This window comes from Prosthecobacter sp. SYSU 5D2, from assembly GCF_039655865.1.
In the GTDB taxonomy this organism is placed as follows: domain Bacteria; phylum Verrucomicrobiota; class Verrucomicrobiia; order Verrucomicrobiales; family Verrucomicrobiaceae; genus Prosthecobacter.
In genome coordinates this window covers 116,698-133,089 of sequence record NZ_JBBYXL010000014.1, presented here as the reverse complement: position 1 = coordinate 133,089, position 16,392 = coordinate 116,698, and the positions used below count along the sequence as shown (strand labels likewise).

15 protein-coding genes are annotated in these 16,392 nt (G+C 57.5%); 10 read left to right on the top strand and 5 right to left on the bottom strand.

Annotation, left to right across the window (positions count from 1 at the left end; all coding sequences use genetic code 11):
- Positions 1–8: 8 nt before the first annotated feature.
- The 3 genes from WJU23_RS21520 to WJU23_RS21510 all read right to left on the bottom strand — a co-directional run bounded on the left by WJU23_RS21520 (position 9) and on the right by WJU23_RS21510 (position 3,833).
- Positions 9–2,486, bottom strand: coding sequence for a tetratricopeptide repeat protein (locus WJU23_RS21520; RefSeq protein WP_346334691.1), 2,478 nt, complete (start codon positions 2,484–2,486; stop codon positions 9–11).
- A 1-nt stretch (position 2,487) separates the two neighbouring features.
- Complete coding sequence (locus tag WJU23_RS21515) at positions 2,488–2,928, bottom strand: biopolymer transporter ExbD (RefSeq protein WP_346334690.1); 441 nt, start codon at positions 2,926–2,928, stop codon at positions 2,488–2,490.
- A 62-nt stretch (positions 2,929–2,990) separates the two neighbouring features.
- Positions 2,991–3,833: a MotA/TolQ/ExbB proton channel family protein gene (locus WJU23_RS21510; protein WP_346334689.1), complete on the bottom strand. Its 843-nt coding sequence runs from the start codon at positions 3,831–3,833 to the stop codon at positions 2,991–2,993.
- A gap of 290 nt (positions 3,834–4,123) precedes the next feature.
- On the opposite strand from WJU23_RS21510, the gene WJU23_RS21505 reads away from it, so the two are divergent.
- Genes WJU23_RS21505 through WJU23_RS21485 form a run of 5 tightly spaced genes read left to right on the top strand, consistent with a single transcriptional unit; the run spans position 4,124 to position 7,586 of the window.
- Entirely contained in the window at positions 4,124–4,531 is a 408-nt protein-coding gene (locus WJU23_RS21505; RefSeq protein ID WP_346334688.1) for a hypothetical protein, read from the top strand.
- Positions 4,532–4,555: 24 nt separating this feature from the next.
- Positions 4,556–4,942, top strand: coding sequence for a phage holin family protein (locus WJU23_RS21500; RefSeq protein WP_346334687.1), 387 nt, complete (start codon positions 4,556–4,558; stop codon positions 4,940–4,942).
- The gene (locus WJU23_RS21495; RefSeq protein WP_346334686.1) at positions 4,939–5,316 is read left to right on the top strand and encodes a hypothetical protein; all 378 of its coding nucleotides are present in this window, start codon (positions 4,939–4,941) and stop codon (positions 5,314–5,316) included. Before WJU23_RS21500 ends, WJU23_RS21495 begins: the two co-directional genes overlap by 4 nt.
- A gap of 13 nt (positions 5,317–5,329) precedes the next feature.
- Positions 5,330–6,433, top strand: coding sequence for a type IV pilus twitching motility protein PilT (locus tag WJU23_RS21490; protein ID WP_346334685.1), 1,104 nt, complete (start codon positions 5,330–5,332; stop codon positions 6,431–6,433).
- 52 nt (positions 6,434–6,485) lie between these two features.
- Positions 6,486–7,586 (top strand): type IV pilus twitching motility protein PilT, encoded by a 1,101-nt coding sequence (locus WJU23_RS21485; protein WP_346334684.1) that lies wholly within the window; start codon positions 6,486–6,488, stop codon positions 7,584–7,586.
- 215 nt (positions 7,587–7,801) lie between these two features.
- Here the strand turns inward: WJU23_RS21485 and WJU23_RS21480 are convergent, their stop codons facing one another.
- A complete protein-coding gene (locus WJU23_RS21480) occupies positions 7,802–9,142 on the bottom strand; it encodes a DUF1501 domain-containing protein (protein ID WP_346334683.1) in 1,341 nt (446 codons plus the stop codon).
- A 105-nt stretch (positions 9,143–9,247) separates the two neighbouring features.
- Between WJU23_RS21480 and WJU23_RS21475 the strand changes: the two genes are divergently transcribed.
- The 4 genes from WJU23_RS21475 to purN all read left to right on the top strand — a co-directional run bounded on the left by WJU23_RS21475 (position 9,248) and on the right by purN (position 13,118).
- Positions 9,248–10,255, top strand: coding sequence for a spermidine/putrescine ABC transporter substrate-binding protein (locus WJU23_RS21475; RefSeq protein ID WP_346334682.1), 1,008 nt, complete (start codon positions 9,248–9,250; stop codon positions 10,253–10,255).
- A gap of 160 nt (positions 10,256–10,415) precedes the next feature.
- Positions 10,416–11,024, top strand: coding sequence for a lysophospholipid acyltransferase family protein (locus WJU23_RS21470; RefSeq protein WP_346334681.1), 609 nt, complete (start codon positions 10,416–10,418; stop codon positions 11,022–11,024).
- 7 nt (positions 11,025–11,031) lie between these two features.
- Positions 11,032–11,973 (top strand): phosphatidate cytidylyltransferase, encoded by a 942-nt coding sequence (locus WJU23_RS21465; RefSeq protein ID WP_346334680.1) that lies wholly within the window; start codon positions 11,032–11,034, stop codon positions 11,971–11,973.
- 77 nt (positions 11,974–12,050) lie between these two features.
- The gene (purN, locus tag WJU23_RS21460; RefSeq protein ID WP_346334679.1) at positions 12,051–13,118 is read left to right on the top strand and encodes a phosphoribosylglycinamide formyltransferase; all 1,068 of its coding nucleotides are present in this window, start codon (positions 12,051–12,053) and stop codon (positions 13,116–13,118) included.
- 247 nt (positions 13,119–13,365) lie between these two features.
- Here purN and WJU23_RS21455 read toward each other — a convergent pair whose 3' ends face one another.
- Positions 13,366–15,075, bottom strand: a complete 1,710-nt coding sequence (locus WJU23_RS21455) for an alpha/beta hydrolase-fold protein (protein ID WP_346334678.1) — start codon at positions 15,073–15,075, stop codon at positions 13,366–13,368.
- A gap of 233 nt (positions 15,076–15,308) precedes the next feature.
- Between WJU23_RS21455 and WJU23_RS21450 the strand changes: the two genes are divergently transcribed.
- A complete protein-coding gene (locus tag WJU23_RS21450) occupies positions 15,309–16,361 on the top strand; it encodes an ABC transporter substrate-binding protein (RefSeq protein ID WP_346334677.1) in 1,053 nt (350 codons plus the stop codon).
- The last annotated feature ends 31 nt before the right edge of the window (positions 16,362–16,392 follow it).

The following is a 16,392-nucleotide window of genomic DNA, read 5'->3' as shown; positions in this document are numbered from 1 at the left end:
GGCGACGGCTATTTCCCAGCTCCGTAGCCTGGATATTTCTCCTTGAGCAGTTTGCGAAACTCGGCCGCTTTCTCCGCCTGTCCGGCCTTTTCCAAAGCCTGAGCGGCCTTGTCCATGGCCTCTGGTGTCAGCTCATTGTCGTCAAAGAACTGCGCAGGAAACATGAATTTCCCTGCAGCGGCCTTGTATTTTTCCAAGGCGGCATTGGCATCGCCTTCACTTTCCAGCTTTTTCCCTGCGGCCAGGGCGACATCGCCTTCCAGAATGAGCAGAAGGGCCTGGGGTTTGCCATCTTTCGCGAAGCTCAGGCCTTCCTGGGCGACTTTTTCAGCTTCATCAATCTTGCCCAGGCCAAGCAGGGCACGGCCTTTGGTCATCAGACCTCGCGCTTTGACCGCGCTGTCAGGCGTCACGGCCAGAAAATGATCAATGGCCTTGATACTGGCTTCATAATTTTGGATCTCCAGGAAAGCCATGCCCAGGTAGTTCCACACACGTGGATCTGTGTTTTCAGGGGCTTCCGGAGTCGTGGCCAGGCTGAGATACTTGGTGGAGCGGGCGTAAAGCTTCATGTCATACAGCTTCAAACCCAGCCATGAAACGACATTGGGAGGGACGTTGGCATTGGGGCTGGCCTTGCGATAATCATCAATCGCTGCACTGAGCCCGTCCACATTCTGCTGCGCATAGAGCGCCAGGAGAAGCATCTGGTTGGCGCGGTCCAGATTGTTTTCTTTGTCCGTCTCGATGGCCTTCTTCAGTGCCGGGACAGCCTTGTCCCAGTCTTTCTGATCGAAGTATCCGCGTCCGATGCCATACCACGCCTGGCCTGCGGCCTGGCTGCGAGGGTACTTCTGCACCAGCATTTCAAAGGCGGCAACCATGGCTTTGGCGTCACGCTGCTCCATGGCAATGAGGCCTAACTGCAAGTAAGAAATTTCGGCGGCGTCTGAATTGGTGAACTCTTTGATGACCCGCTGAAAGTCGCCCACCGCCTTTGGCAGGTCCTTGGACTCACGGTAGGCCAGTCCGCGGCGTGCCAGCGCCTTGGGCTTAAATTCATGCGCAGGGTAATCTGCAAGGAACTGGGTAAAGGCGCCAATGGCATCCTGATGCCGCGATGCCTCGGCCAGGGCCCAGGCTTTGTTGAAGAGCGTGCCCGGCTGGAGTTTCTCAGGCAGCCTGTCGGTTTGTACATCGCTGTAGCTGTCGGCCGCCTTGTCATATTCACTCTGCCTGAAGTAAAAGTCCGCCCGGATAAGGCGGGCCAGATTGATAAATTCATGCTGCGGGCGGCTCTGTAGATTCCGCTGGATGAATTCTGTCGCAAAATCACCGATCTGGCGGTCATCCAGCAGATAGAAGCAGTACAGTTTCCAATAGCCGGCTTCAAAGGCCGGGTCACTTCCCGGGTAACCCTGTTCAACCATCAAATAGACTTCGACAGCACGGGCATAGCTCTTTTTCATCCGGTAGGCATTGCCCACCAGCAGCAGCATTTTAGGACGGATGTCACCTTCCGGAAGTACGCCTGAGTTGCGGTGATACTGGTCAATGACAGCATCATAATCACCTTTGGCAAACAGGGCCTGGACGATGCCGACAAGGGCGATGCCCCGGTTCACCGGCGTCGTCTCCGGAATGGTCAGAGCCCGCTCAAACAAGGGGATGGCTTCCTCAGGCTTTCCGGTCTCAGCCTGGAGGACGGCGGCTTTGACACTTGCTTCGGACAGCACTGCATTGTCCTTGCTTTCTTTGAGGAGATCCATGAACAGCGGCAGGGCTTCATTCTTCTTGTCTTCTGCCAGATAGACGGTGCCCAGCATCAAAAGAGCCGCTTCACGGTAGGGATTGTCCGTTTTAACGCCTACAACGGACAGCAAGGCCGCGCTTTGGCGCTTGGGATCATTGAGCATCTGATAGGCCCGGGCCCGGTTATAGGCGGCCGCCAGACGTACTTGTGGAAGCGTGCTTTTGGTTTCACAAAAGGCAAACTGGCGTGCGGACTCCTCAAAATCCCTGGCATTGAAACGCATCGCTCCCAGCCGGTAGGCCGCAGAAGGGGCTCCTTCGGAATTTGGGTAGCGGCTCACCACCTCCAGGTAATAAGTTTCAGCCACCTTGAGCTGGTTTTGCTTCATGTAGCATTCACCCACACGGAAAAGGGCCAGGGGCACTTCTGCACCTGAAGGATAGTTCTGAAGATATTGGCCATAGGATTGGGCGGCGAGACCGTACTCCCCGCGCTCATAGATCATGGTGGCATAGTCAAACAGATCCTGGTCTGGGGACTTGGGTTTTGGCGGGGTGGCTGGCTGGGCCGGCAGCACGGTGGGGTCAACCGGAATGGCCTTGGGAACGGGCCTTTGCTCATCCTCCTCCACAGGAATGGCACGCGGTACCTCCTGGCCGGTGAGCTCCGGTGCAGCGGCCACGCCGATCAGGCAGAAGCAAAGCAGGTGACGGGACAGGTCTTGGCGGCGCATCTCAGTTCTTCGGGGCTTCAGTTTCAGGCTTCTGGGTGGCAAAAGCGATGTTGTAGATGCCAGCTTTCTGGCAGGCATCCAGGACGTTGATCACGTATTGAAAATTGGATACGCGATCCCCCCTGAGAATAACAGCCTGGTCTTTGTACATGGAAGTGATGTTCTTCAGCTTCACCAGCAGCTCATCCTCGGTCAGTTGCTGGCCGTTGACGATGATCTCGCCCCCGGATTTGATGTTGATGATGATTTCACCGACGTTGCGGAACCGCTCATCCTTTTCTTCTTTTTCATCTGCCGCAGGGACGCTGATGTCCATAACCTGCTCATTTTTGGCATAGTGGGAGGTCACGGCGAAGAAAATGACCAGCAGAAACAGCACATCCACCAGCGGTGCCAGCTGCATGGGCGTGGGTTCAATGGAATGCTGTTTGCGGAAATTCATGTCACTGCAGCGGGATGGACAAAAAAGCTTGGTGTCGGAAGTCGTGGCTTTTATTCAGCTGTTTATGCATCTCCCCGTCCGGCCACGGCGCGGGCGGCACGTTTGTATTGAACGGCCAGCAGGGCCATCAGGTGCGTTGTGGCGGCCTCCATCTCGGAGATGAGGCGGTTCACCTTGCCGCGGAAAATGGCATAAAAGATCAGCGCTGGAATGCCAATGACGAGTCCGGATGCCGTGCAGAGAAGGGCTTCAGAAACACCTTGCGCCAGGCCGAGCTGGTTTGAGCCGCCGTATTCAGAGCCGGAGATGGCATGGAAGGTGGTGATCATGCCCAGAGTGGTGCCCAGCAGTCCCAGCATGGGGGCCACAGCGCCAACATCGCCCAGGTAGGCGATGCGGGCCAGCAGCAGGCTTGACTGCCGGTTGCCCTCGGCCTCAGTCACTTCTTTGACCTCTTCAAAACTGGCCGTGGGATTGCGCGTGGCAAAATCCAGCGTCTTGGCCGTGATGCGCGCGATGCACTCATTGCGCCGGTTGCACACAGCCAGCAGGCCCAGGTAGTCCTGCTTGCGGATCAGCGCATCAGCCGAGTTCATGAACGCATCGCTGACCACCGTCCCCTGACGCACCGTGAATGTAAACAGGACGATGAGAAACGCCGTGATCATGGAAAGCACAATCAGCGGGTAAGCCATGACACCGGTGCTTTGAATAAAGCCTTCCAGGGTGAGGGCATTGGCGAAGGGGTTGTTTTCATCTGCTGCTGCCGCAGGTGTCATGACCTGGTCTATCGGAGCTGCGGGGGTTGCCGGGGCAGGGGCCGTAGATTGAGCGTGGGCCAGCGGCGGTAACCATGTCATCACGACGGTCAGGATGGCGAGGGCAAGAAAAGTGGGGCGATACATGGGCAGGCAGACTGTAGGCGCGAGGGTGAAGGATGCAAGAGACGAGGCGAGGACCGCGATAATAGACGTAAGAAGAGACAAAATAATGGCCATTCTGTATGAAAATTGTGTTTTCCTGACAAAACCTTCAATGCGAGAAGGACGATCCGGGCAGAACAAGCGAATGAATGTGGACAGAGGAGGGTTGATCGCTCTCCAAACTTCCTTCATCACGGTTTACCCCCCGCCTTTTTTCATTCGCCATCCAGGTGAAGAAGCATTAAATCACACTTGAATCAGCCCTTAATTTTATGAACGAATCCACCAATCCTGACAACGGTTTCGGCAGCGCACCCAGCATTGATCCCTTCCAGGCCGCCAAGGCAAGCGCCATCAAGGCCGCTGAAGAGCTCCGCAATGCCGCAGCTCAAAAAGCTTCCGACATCCGTACGGCCGCTGAAAGCCGCGCCCAGCAGTTTAAAACCGCCGCTGAGCAAAAGGCTGCAGAACTGAAAACTGACCTCACTGAAAAAGCCGGCGAATTTCGACATTATGCGGATGATGCTGTCGTCCACGCGAAGGAAACACTGGGTGAAGCTCGCGAAAAATGCGAAAATCTCTTTGCCGAGGCTGAAGAACTGGCCCGTGTCAAACCCCGCCAGGCACTCCTGACAGCCTTTGGCGTGGGATTGGTGGTGGGCCTTCTGCTGCGCCGCTAAAATCTCCGCAACTATACTTGAAGTATGATTGACACCAAGGTCTCCCGGGTGAGGTCGCTCTTGCGCACATTGGCCCTCTACGCAGAAGCCCGAGGCCGTCTGCTGCAGATCGAGGCCCAGGAGGCAGGTTCCAAACTCAGCGGAATTGTCATCCTGGTGGTCGTCCTGTGCGGCTGCCTGCTCTTTGGCTGGCTGCTGGCCCTGCCTGCGCTGGTCTGGCTGGTGGCGGATTCCCAAGGCTGGCCATGGTGGCATGTCGCCCTGGGCGGTGCCGGAGTGCATCTGTTCCTGGCCATTGTATTCTTCTTCTTGCTCAAGGTACGGCTGCGGAAACTGCGGGTGTTTGAAGAAACGCTCCGTCAGTTTGAAAAAGACCGCGATCTCATCGGCAATCCCCCCCCCGGCCTATGACACCCAAACAGAAAGTTCTCAACGATTTGGCCCTTGCCCGGACACAGCTCGGGGCGCATTTGCAGCTCGCCAGCGAGGAACTGAATCCCAAAGCGGTCTTCCTGCGCTCCGTGCGCAAGCACCCCTGGGTGTGGATTGGAGCGGCCTCACTGAGCGGACTTTTTCTGGTGCGTTCATTAATGCCGGCACGCGCAGGCAAGTTTGAGCGTGACAACTTGACTGCTTCCGCTACAAAGAGCGGCCTTATTGCGCTTATTTTGTCTCCCATGCTCGCCATGGCGAAACAGACAGCGTGGAAATATGGAAGCCAATATCTTCAATCTTACCTGACCGAACATTTCTCTCGGCACGAGGGTGAACGCCCGCGTGCGTGAACTACCCCCTCTCATGTCCGACCAAGCCGCCGCCCCCCAAGAAGATCTCGTGCCCGTACTGGGCCATGTGGATGATTATCTGCGTTTTTGCATGCAGTATGATGCCTCTGACCTGCATCTCCCTACCGCAGCCCAGCCCATATGGAGACGGTTCGGAAACTTGACTCCCATCTGGGCCAATTCCGCCTCGCTCAGTCCTGAAGACACCCGGCGGCTGGCCTACAGTTTCCTCACGGAGGCGCAGATTCATCAGCTCGAAAACAAAGGCGATGTGGACTTTGCCTACTCGCCCGAGTTTGGTCGCTTCCGCGCGTCTGTCGTCCAGCAGCGTTTGGGCATTGACATCACCTTCCGCATCATCAGCACCAGCATCCGGTCTGTGGAGGAACTGGGGCTTCCTGAAATGGTCCGCACCCTCATCCGCTATCACAACGGCCTGGTGCTCGTCACAGGACCGGTGGGTTGTGGCAAGTCCACCACGCTTGCTGCCCTTGTTGATGAAATCAACAAAGAGCGACAGGACCACATCATCACGCTTGAGGATCCGATCGAATACGTTCTCACCCCCAAAAGCTGCCACGTAAACCAGCGTGAAGTGGGCACCCACACGGATTCCTTTGCATCTGCACTTCGTGGTGCTCTTCGTGAAGATCCGGACGTGATCATGGTGGGGGAAATGCGTGACCTTGAGACCATCTCCTTGGCCATCACGGCGGCGGAAACGGGTCACTTGGTGCTCGGCACCCTCCACACCGGAAACAGTGCGCGAACTCTGGACCGAGTTCTGGACGTCTTCCCCCCAGATCAGCGGGATCAGATCCGCATCATGGTCTCGGAATCCCTGCGCGGCATCATTTCCCAGCAGCTAGTTCCCAAAACAGACGGTAACGGCCGAGCTATGGCCGTGGAACTCCTCGTCAATACACCGGCTGTGTCGGCCTGTATTCGGGATGGCAAAACCTTCATGCTTAATGGCGTCATGCAGACCGGCAAGAATGTCGGAATGATCACGATGGATGATTCGCTCCGCAATCTTTACAGTCAGGGCATCATCAGCCGCGAGGAGTGCGAATCACGCGCCGAAGACAAGCAGCTCATGCGCTCCTTCTTCCAATAATACACTGCGATTGGAATCCACTTGTTTTAACTTCAGCACTTTCTGACCCATCATGTCCATCATTGACAACTACTTCCAGCAACTCATCGAACTGGGAGGTTCTGACCTTCACCTGAGCCAGGGGCAGCCGCCTAAAGTGCGCGTCCACGGCAGCATCAAACCCATTGCCTCCGATCTCCTTACCCAGTCCACCATGGAGACCATGATGCGGGAGATCTGCGAGCCGCGTGCCTGGGAGCGCTACGTTGAAAAAGGCGATCTTGACTTCGCTTATGAGATGGACGCCGAGCACCGCTTCCGCTGCAACTACCTCAAGCAGCAGAACGGCTATGCCGCCGTCTTCCGTATCATTCCCACCAAAATCGCCAGCCTCGAGCAGCTTGGCATCCCACCCGTGGTCAAGGAATTTGGCCACATGCGCAGCGGTCTGGTTCTGGTGACCGGCCCGACGGGTTCTGGCAAATCCACCACGCTGGCCGCCCTGCTGGATTACATCAACACTAATTTCCGCCGCCACATTATCACGGTGGAGGAGCCCATCGAGTTCGTGCACAAGAACAAGCGCAGCATCATCACCCAGCGTGAGGTTCCCATCCAGACGCCTTCGTTCTCTGACGGACTTCGTGCGGCGCTCCGCCAGGATGCGGACATCGTGCTGGTGGGGGAAATGCGCGACCTCGAAACCATCTCTCTCGCCCTGACGGCGGCTGAGACGGGGCTTCTGGTCTTCGGTACCTTGCACACCAACAACGCCCGTAAAACCGTTGACCGTATCATTGACGTCTTTCCGGCCGACCAGCAGAGCCAGGTGCGCACCATGCTCGCCGCTTCCCTGAAGGGCGTCGTGGCCCAGCTTCTCATGAAGAAGGCGGACGGCAAAGGCCGTGTGGCGGTGAATGAAATCATGGTTTCCACCCCAGCTGTCGGTGCCATCATCCGTGAAGGTGCCACCCAGAAGCTTTACGACGTCATCATCGGCGGCAAGGCCCAGGGCATGCAGTTCATGGATGACTCCATCTGGCAGAAACTGCGTGACGGTTACGCCAGCCCGATGGAGGCCTACATGAAGGCCATTGACAAAGGCCGCTTCAAAGCCTTCCTGCCTCCTGAGGACCAGGCCATTGCCAATGCCGGTGGTGAAGCCAAAAAGTAAAAAGCTTAATAATCTGGAGGATTGCGCCATGATGGACGCAATCCTCCAGTAGCTTCAAGTTTCCCGCCCATTCTGCGGGGCAAAGTGCTGGCTGAATGGTAATGGCAATTACCACGCGGCTGAATTTGATAGATTCCCTGGTAAAACAATTCCAAGGCGATCAAGTCCTGGGCCTGCTCGAAGAGTGAGCCTCAATCGGAGGGCAGCAGCGAATCTCACGCAAAGAGCTCTTTGATCACCTTGCCGCCGTTCACCAGCTGTACAGGGCGTCCTGTGCTGGTGTGCAGCGTCTGATGGGGATCAATGCCCAGTTTGGTGTAGAGGGAGACGGCGAAGTCCTCCGGCGAATAGATATTTTCCGCCGCATAGTACCCTTTCGGATCCGTTGCGCCTACGATCTGTCCACCAGGGATGCCGGCACCGGCCATCACCACGCTCATCGCGCCTGGCCAGTGGTCGCGGCCAGCGTCCTTGTTCACCTTGGGTGTGCGACCGAATTCGCCGAGGCAGATGACCAGCGTGCTGTCCAGCATGCCGCGCTGGTCCAGATCCGTGATCAGACCGCTCAGGCCCTGGTCCAGCTTGGCTGCGTAGCTGTCTTTGAAGGTCTTGAAGATGCCACGATGATGGTCCCATCCACCCCAGTAGGCCACGGTGAATGACACGCCCACTTCCGCTAACCGGCGTGCCAGCAGCAGCCGCTGACCGAAGTCATTCTCTCCGTAAAGCTTGCGCGTGGCCTCAGATTCGCTGGCCAGGTCAAAAGCCGCCTGTGCTGTCTCGGAAGTCACCAGCTCCATGCCTTGCTGGTAAAACTGGTCAAAGCCCACGGTCGGATCTTCCGCCGCCTGATGGGTGATGCGCTTCATTTTGTCCAGCGAGGCACGCAGGCTGTTGCGGCTGAGCGCACGCCCTTCGCTGATGTCCTGGGGGATGGCAAGGTCACGGACGCGGAATTTTTTGCTGTTGGGATCTCCGCCAATGATAAACGGCGCGTGCTGCGCACCCAGGAAATTCGGTCCGCCGGAGCGGGATGCATTCGGCAGGCTCATGTAGCCCGGCAGGCCCCCGCGCACCCCACGTTCATGGGAGACCATGGAGCCGAAAGAAGGATGAAAAGAAACAAACGCCCCGCAACCCACAGGCACCGGCGTCGGGGTTCCGGTCATCAGGTAATGATTGCCACCGCCGTGGTTCGGGTCCTTGTGGCAGATGGAGCGGACCACGGTGAATTTGTCAAAGCTCTTGGCCAGCTTCGGCATCGTTTCACAAAAATGCACCCCGGGCACACAGGTGGGGATGGACTTGAACTCCCCCCGGATTTCCTTCGGCGCATCCGGCTTCGGATCAAAAGTCTCGTAGTGGGAGGGGCCTCCGTCCAGCCAGACGAGGATGCAGTTGATCTGGTCCGGGCTCGATTTGCCGCGAGCCTCAGCTGCCTGCGCACGCAGAGCCAGGATGTCGGAAAAAGCCACGCCGCCGATCGCCCCAAAACCCAGTTGGAGGAAATCGCGGCGGCCAACGCCTGCACAGTTGTATCGGGGACCAGAGATCACTGCCTGAACCTACGCCCATCCGCCCGGTTGTCTTGCGCGAGCTTATCGGTGAGTTGAAAAAAAGATGCCCTTGCCCTCTGTGCGGGATGGCGTTTTCTCAGCAGCATGAAGGCCCTGCTTTTCCTGCTTCTTGCCGCCCTGCCCGTCACCGCCGCAGAGACCCTGCACATCTATACTTGGGCGGACTACATCTCCCCGGACATCGTGGAGAAGTTTGAGGAGCAACACCAGTGCCGCGTCGTCATGGATACTTTTGATTCCAACGAGGCCATGTTCGCCAAGCTCAAAGCCGGGGCCGCCGGTTACGATGTCATTTTTCCCACCACCTACATGGTCCAGGTCATGGCGACGGAGGGCATGCTCACCCCGCTGGATGCCGCCAGCCTGCCTAACCTCAAACACGTGGATCCTGCCATCCTGGCCAAGATCGGCAATGCGGAGATGAAACACAGCGTGCCCTACACCGTCGGTTACGCCATCGCCGCCTATCGCAAGGACAAGGTGGCCACCGCCCCTGCCTCCTGGGCCGCCTTTGCCCAGTCTGGCCTGGCCGGACGGATGACCCTGCTGGATGATATGCGGGAGACCATTGGCGCCGCCCTGAAAAGCCGGGGTTACAGCATCAATACCCGCGATGAAACGCAGCTCGCCGAGGCCCAGGAGGTACTTCTCGCCTGGAAAAAGAACATCGCCAAATTCGACAACGAAGGTTACAAGGCCGGCCTCGACTCCGGCGAATTCCTCTTCGTCCATGGCTATAGCGGTGACCTCTTCCAGGTCGCTCAGGAAAACAGCAAAGTCGCCCTCCTCATCCCCCAGGAAGGCGTGACGCTGAGCTGTGATGAAATGGTCATTCCCAAATCCGCCCCCAAGCCTGCCCTCGCCCATGCCTTCATCAACTTTCTGCTCGATCCTGAGATCGCCGCCGAAAACATGGAATGGATGGGCTACCTCTGCCCCAATCCCGAAGCCTTGAAAAATGTCAGCCCGGAATTTCTCCAAAATCCCGCGGTCACCATCCCGGCCGATATCCAGGCCAAATGCGAAGTCATCCAGGATCTCGGCCCCGATCTGGCCAAATACATTCAAGTGTGGGATGCTGTGAAGAAATAGCGTCAGTGTGATCCCAAAGACCCATGAAGCATCGGTCCACTTGTCTGCCGACACGGAACTCCCTCAATCCAGTACTCGCCAACAGCTCAACCCTGAAGATGATGGCCGGAAAGGAATCGGGCCTTGCAGGAGGGCGGCATTGCGGATTGAATGAGCCGAAATGATCTCCAGTCTCATCGCAGGCTCCTTACGTGTGGCCACCGGGGCGCTCGCCCGCTGGCACGGCTGCGGCCCCGAATTGCGCCAGCGGATCTATTTTGCCAACCACACCAGCAACCTGGATGGCCCTCTCCTCTGGGCCAGCCTTCCCACCCCTCTCCGTGTGCGCACCCGCATGGTGGCCGCCCATGACTACTGGAGCGTGGGAAAACTGCGCCCCTGGCTGGCTCAGCGAGTCTTCAATGCTGTGCTCATCGAGCGGAAAAAGCCCACTGCCGAGTGCAACCCTCTCAACACCATGCTGGAGGCCATGGGCGACGACCACTCGCTGATCATCTTCCCCGAAGGCGGCCGCCAGGCAAGCCCGGAGCCGGAACCCTTCAAGGCCGGCCTTTACCACCTGGCCAAACGCCGGCCGGATGTGGAACTGGTGCCCGTGTGGATGGAAAACCTCAACCGCATCCTGCCCAAGGGGGAAATTCTTCCGGCTCCGCTGCTGGGTAGTCTGGTCTTCGGCACCCCCGTGCGCCTGGAAGAGGGGGAGACCAAGGTGGATTTTTTGAATCGAGCACGGGAATCGGTCATCTGCCTGCGCGGAACCTGCGGTTAATACCTTTATGAATCTGGATCACGAACTGGCTTGTTTGATCACCGGGGTGGTGGGCATCCTCATTGTTGCCTCCATCATCACGCGGATTCTTTTAAAACGGGCCCGCAACGATGGTGCGCGCATGACTTTGGAAAATGTGGCCGCCCGTACCCGGGCCTGGTGGGGAATGGTCATCATTTTCACCCTGGCCATTTTGCTTGGGACCACCGGCACCGTCATTCTCTTTGGCCTGCTGTCCTTTATGGCACTGCGGGAATTTATCACGCTGACGCCGACACGCCCCGGCGACCATCGTACGCTGTTTTGGGTGTTCTTTATTATCACGCCGCTGCACTACTGGTACGTGCTGGATGAATGGTATGGCATGTATTCCATTTTCATCCCGGTTTACGCCTTTCTTTTTGTGCCCATGCGCAGCGCCCTGGCGGGGGATTGTGAACACTTTTTGGAAAGGTCGGCCAAAATCCAGTGGGGGCTGCTGATTTGCGTTTACAGCGTCAGTCATGCCCCGGCGCTGCTATCGCTGCAGATCCCCGGTTACCTGGGGGAGAATGCCAAGCTCCTTTTCTGGTTCGTCATCATTGTAGAGATCAGCGACGTGCTGCAATACGTGTGGGGAAAGACCTGTGGAAAGCACAAAGTGGCCCCCAAAGTCAGCCCCAACAAGACATGGGAAGGCCTCATTGGCGGCGGTCTGAGCACCGTGGCCATCGGCACCGCGCTCTGGTGGGTGACGCCCTTTTCTCCGCTGCAAGCGGCCGGCATGACCGTCTTGGTGGTGCTGCTCGGTTTCCTGGGCGGTCTGGTGATGTCTGCCATCAAGCGGGACCGTGGGGTCAAGGACTGGGGCCATGCCATCGCCGGGCATGGCGGCGTGATGGACCGGCTGGATTCGCTAAGTTTTGCCGCCCCCATTTTCTTCCATGTCACCCGCTATGCGCTGACTTGAGGGGGCCATTTAAAACCGATTTTCAAGCGGCTGCATCCTCCACTTGTCCACCCGCCGCAGCCGCTTCATAGAATGCCATGTCCGCAGACGAATACTCCCCCATGACCCCCGCCCAGGTGCGGCAGCTACGCGATGAACTGGATGCGCAGGGGAAGAAACTCGTCTTCACCAACGGCTGTTTTGACCTCCTCCATGCTGGTCATGTGAGGTATTTGAATGAAGCCCGCGAGCTCGGTGATGCCATGGTGGTGGCACTGAATTCCGATGAATCCGTGCGCGAGCTCAAAGGTCCCACCCGGCCTGTGAATCCGGAGCATGACCGGGCCGAGGTCATGGCTGCGCTGCGTGCCGTGGATGCTGTCGTGGTCTTTGGCGACAAACGCGCCACTGGCCTCATCGAAACCATCCGGCCTCACATCTACGCCAAGGGCGGTGACTACACTGTTGAGTCCCTCAATGCCGAAGAACGCGCGGCTCTGGATGCAGCAGGCACGGACATTCGCATCCTGCCCCTGGTGCCGGGCCGCTCCACGACCAAAACAATTCAGCGCATGAACAGTGACGGGGCAGGGGACCGCCTGCGCATCGCCGTGCTCGGTTCTGGCGACGGGTCCAACTTCCGCGCCATTCTCGCAGCCATTTCAGCCGGGACCTTGCAGGCCGATGTCTGCGTGGCGCTTTCGGATCAGGCGGATTCGCGTTTCTTAAAGACCGCCCGTGAAGCTGGCATCCCGGCCATCCATGTGGACGGCGGCCCGAATCCGCGCCGCTTCCATGACGCCGCGCAAAAGGAGATCGCCGAGCACCTGCAGCGTGCCCAGGTGGATGTGGTGGTGCTCATCGGCTTCATGCGCATCTTGAAGGAGCCCACGCTGAGCCTTTTTGCCGACCGGATCGTCAACGTGCATCCCTCCCTGCTGCCCAAATACAAAGGCGCCAACGCCCCCCACCTGGCCATCGAGGCCGGTGATGCGGAGACTGGCTGCACCGTCCACCTCGTCACCGCTGAGATTGATGCTGGCCGCATCCTCGCCCAAGCCCGCGTCCCCATCCTCTCTGGCGATACTCCCCAGACCCTCCACTCCCGCATCAAGGAACAAGAGCACACGCTGCTTCCACGCGTGCTCTCGGAGTGGAAGAAGTGACAAGTCGCGCGAAGCGTCGTGGAGTGCGGTGGAAAGCGCTCAAGCGCAACACCGCTTTTCCCTGAAGGTGCTCCATGGCCTAACGGATTGTGCGACCAAATGATGTCAGGCCGGCAAAGGCCATTCAAGCATCTCCAACGAAAACTAGTCCCTCACCAGTCCCCGCGAAAGCGGTGCCGCCGAGGCAAGAGACTTGCGTCTTGCCTCTCTGCACCGCACTCCATGACGCTTCGCGAAGCTCCATATCTTACAGCTTCGGAGCCGCCGGTTTGATGGGGGCCTGCTGCCCGCTGACCACTCCGCGAACCTTCATTGGACGTTTGTAAATGGCATCGCCACAGGCAATGAACAGCTCGCTGAGGTCTTTGCCACCGAAGCAGACATCCAGTGGCGGCTTCAGGGTGGGGATGATGAAGTTCACCCGGCCCGCCTGGTCGCAAACCTGGATGCCGAGGGAGGTTGCGACGTAGAGACGACCTTCAGTGTCCACGCAGAGGCCTCTCTCTTTGAAAGCTTCTAATCCACCCTCCTTTGTTTCCACCCGTCCTTCATTGCCCGGCCAAGTGTCCAGCCTCGCATACAATTGGGAATGCGAGATGGAGCCCGACTGATCGACTGTGAAGGATGACACCTGAGAAAAAAGACGGTCCGTCGCGTAGAGCGTTGTTTGATCGGGAGATAACGCTAACCGGAAGGCCCGACCGCATATGTTGTGTGAAGGAAGATTGAAAACTTTTGAGATTCCGTGTTGGATCGTCATCAATTGATCCCCTCCTTGGCTGAGGATGAATAGGCCGCCTTTAGCGACGACGAAGTCCGAAATCCAACTCCATGAGTCGCCCCCCGAGATGGCAGTGGTTGCCACAGGAGTATTGGATCGAAGATCGCGAAGTTCTACGAAATTATGATCTGAATCCCCCTGTTTTGTTGCTATTATCATGGTCTCATTCAGAGCTCTTATACCGGATGTCGACCGCTGTGATTCGCTTTGGACTGAACCGCCAGTCGGAAAAAACTCAGTTAGCTTCCATTCGTCAATAGTGAAATCGAGCGCAAACACGTGCCCATCGATAGAAGGAGAAATGTGATAACTTCTGACATGAGTTTGTTCGTCCAATTTTTTCCATCCGTCCAGTGCTGCCTCCACCACCTCATACCCCTTCCACTTCGACTCCCCCTTCGGGTTCGCTTTTACCTCAATGTCCGTCAGCCAGTCCCGCCACAGCCAGCGCAGCACGTCGGGAAAAATCTGGCTGGCATGCTTTTGGTTATGCCCGCCTTCGCCCCAGGCGTGATTGACGTCATAGCCGGCCCAGGTGAGACTGCGTTCCATCATCTGATTGGCCATCCACCAGTCGCCGCAGTAGAGGTTGTTGTCGCCGGTGCCGCTTTGCAGAAAGATGCGCAGCGGCTTGGGCTCAAACTTGCGGACGAGCACGGGGAGCTGGTCGGCACCGTGGATGCCGACATAGGTGCCCACACCGGTGAAGACGCGGCGGAAGCGGTCGGGTCGGTGCCAGGCCACCATGAAGGCGCAGATGCCGCCGCTGCTGTTGCCGGAAATGGCGGCATGGTTGGGATCGCGGCTCAGTTGCAGGCCGTGTTTCTTTTCGATGGCTGGCAGAAACTCATCGATGAGGAAGGTCGAATACGTGTCCGTGATGCTGTCATACTCATAGCTGCGATTGAAGCGGGGCAGGGCATTGTCGTTTGCCGCCGGGACCACACCTGGCTTGATGAAGATGCCGACCAGGGGCGGGATGTCTTTTTTGGCGATGAGGTTATCAAAAACGACGGGGGCTTTATAAATGACGCCATCCTGGAAAACCATGAAGTGGGCAGGCCGGCTCTTGTCGAATCCGGCAGGCAGATAGATCTGATATTCGCGCCCGGTGCCAGGGAAGACGCTGCCCTCGTTAGCTGTGTAGCTGTCCTTGATCAGCGTGCCCTGCGCCACGCCAGGCTGCGGGGTGGAATCCGGCGTGAGCGGAAATTCAGGCTCGGCAGCCAGGAGGCCAAGGCTGAAGAGGCAGGATAGAAAAAGAGAAGTTCTCATAAATGGATGATCCTGAAGAATGAACGAAGGCGGAACAAGCTTTCTGCACGGTGATCATCTGTGATGCCGTTTCGGCATGAAAGTGATGCTGGAATGGAATTATATTATCACTAAGGATGGCGGATAAGGAGCGAATGAAACTTCTCACCGCCACTTTTCTCTTTGGCAGCCTTTGGCTGGCCCTGATCACGGGGATGCATGGCAAGCTCAATTTGAAGTGGTTTGAAACGCGTGCGCCAGGGACCTCTTCCACTGAGAAGTACAAGATCGGTTTTCTGCCCGTGACCTGCCACCTGACCTGCCCGGTGACGGATTTCATTAATAAAGAAACGACCGGGGACGGTCTCTTTGAGCCGGTGCGTTTCAATGGCTGGCCTGAACTCAAAGAAGCCTACCTTTCCGGCTATACCCCCGCCACCTTTATCCTGGCACCCATGGCCATTGCGCTGCGCGAACAGGGGGTGCCGATCAAGATCGTCTATCTGGGACATCGGGATGGCAGTGCTGTCATGGTACATAAAGATTCGAATATTTACCGGATGGAGGATCTGCGTGGCAAGAAAGTGGCCGTGCCCAACCGCTATTCCAACCAGCGCCTGCTGATCTTTCGCGCTCTCAAGCAGGCCGGAATGACAGTCAATGACATCGAACTTGTCGAGATGCCGCCGCCGGATATGCCTGCCGCGTTATACTCCAAAGCGGTGGACGCCATCTCCAGCGGCGAGCCCTTCATGGCCCAGACGGAGCTGGACGGCTATGGACGTGTGCTCTGGCTGACCAAAGATGTCTGGCCGGAGTTCATTTCCTGCGTGCTGGCCGTGCATGAGGACATGATCAAGAACGACCGTGAGGCGGTGCAGAAGCTCGTGGACGGCATCGCCAGCAGCGGCAAGTGGCTGGATGAAAAGATGGATCACCGCATGGATGCAGCCCAGTTCGTTTCCAAAAACTATTACAACCAGCATCCGCGCCTGCTCTCCTTTGTGCTGAGCAAGCCGCCGGACCGCGTGAAATACACCAATCTGGCCCTGCGAAAGGCTGATTTTGAAGAGATCGAGGAACTGGGAAAAGAGGCAGGCATCGTGAATGGCAGCGCCCGTTTTGAAGACTACACGGACGTGTCCTTTGTCCCGGATGAATCTCTTGTTAAACCCTATGTCTTTGAAGGCACCGGCAAGGGCCAGTGATTCCAGCGGACCGTATTTGTAACCTTCTAAT

What these genes read in the sequence shown, in the direction of transcription:
- WJU23_RS21490 (WP_346334685.1), top strand. Translation starts at nt 5,330, where the DNA reads ATGTCCGACCAAGCCGCCGCCCCCCAAGAAGATCTCGTGCCCGTACTG.
- WJU23_RS21505 (WP_346334688.1), top strand. Translation starts at nt 4,124, where the DNA reads ATGAACGAATCCACCAATCCTGACAACGGTTTCGGCAGCGCACCCAGC.
- WJU23_RS21470 (WP_346334681.1), top strand. Translation starts at nt 10,416, where the DNA reads ATGATCTCCAGTCTCATCGCAGGCTCCTTACGTGTGGCCACCGGGGCG.
- WJU23_RS21485 (WP_346334684.1), top strand. Translation starts at nt 6,486, where the DNA reads ATGTCCATCATTGACAACTACTTCCAGCAACTCATCGAACTGGGAGGT.
- WJU23_RS21500 (WP_346334687.1), top strand. Translation starts at nt 4,556, where the DNA reads ATGATTGACACCAAGGTCTCCCGGGTGAGGTCGCTCTTGCGCACATTG.
- WJU23_RS21495 (WP_346334686.1), top strand. Translation starts at nt 4,939, where the DNA reads ATGACACCCAAACAGAAAGTTCTCAACGATTTGGCCCTTGCCCGGACA.
- WJU23_RS21450 (WP_346334677.1), top strand. Translation starts at nt 15,309, where the DNA reads ATGAAACTTCTCACCGCCACTTTTCTCTTTGGCAGCCTTTGGCTGGCC.
- WJU23_RS21475 (WP_346334682.1), top strand. Translation starts at nt 9,248, where the DNA reads ATGAAGGCCCTGCTTTTCCTGCTTCTTGCCGCCCTGCCCGTCACCGCC.
- WJU23_RS21510 (WP_346334689.1), bottom strand. Translation starts at nt 3,833, where the DNA reads ATGTATCGCCCCACTTTTCTTGCCCTCGCCATCCTGACCGTCGTGATG.
- WJU23_RS21465 (WP_346334680.1), top strand. Translation starts at nt 11,032, where the DNA reads ATGAATCTGGATCACGAACTGGCTTGTTTGATCACCGGGGTGGTGGGC.
- WJU23_RS21515 (WP_346334690.1), bottom strand. Translation starts at nt 2,928, where the DNA reads ATGAATTTCCGCAAACAGCATTCCATTGAACCCACGCCCATGCAGCTG.
- purN (WP_346334679.1), top strand. Translation starts at nt 12,051, where the DNA reads ATGTCCGCAGACGAATACTCCCCCATGACCCCCGCCCAGGTGCGGCAG.
- WJU23_RS21520 (WP_346334691.1), bottom strand. Translation starts at nt 2,486, where the DNA reads ATGCGCCGCCAAGACCTGTCCCGTCACCTGCTTTGCTTCTGCCTGATC.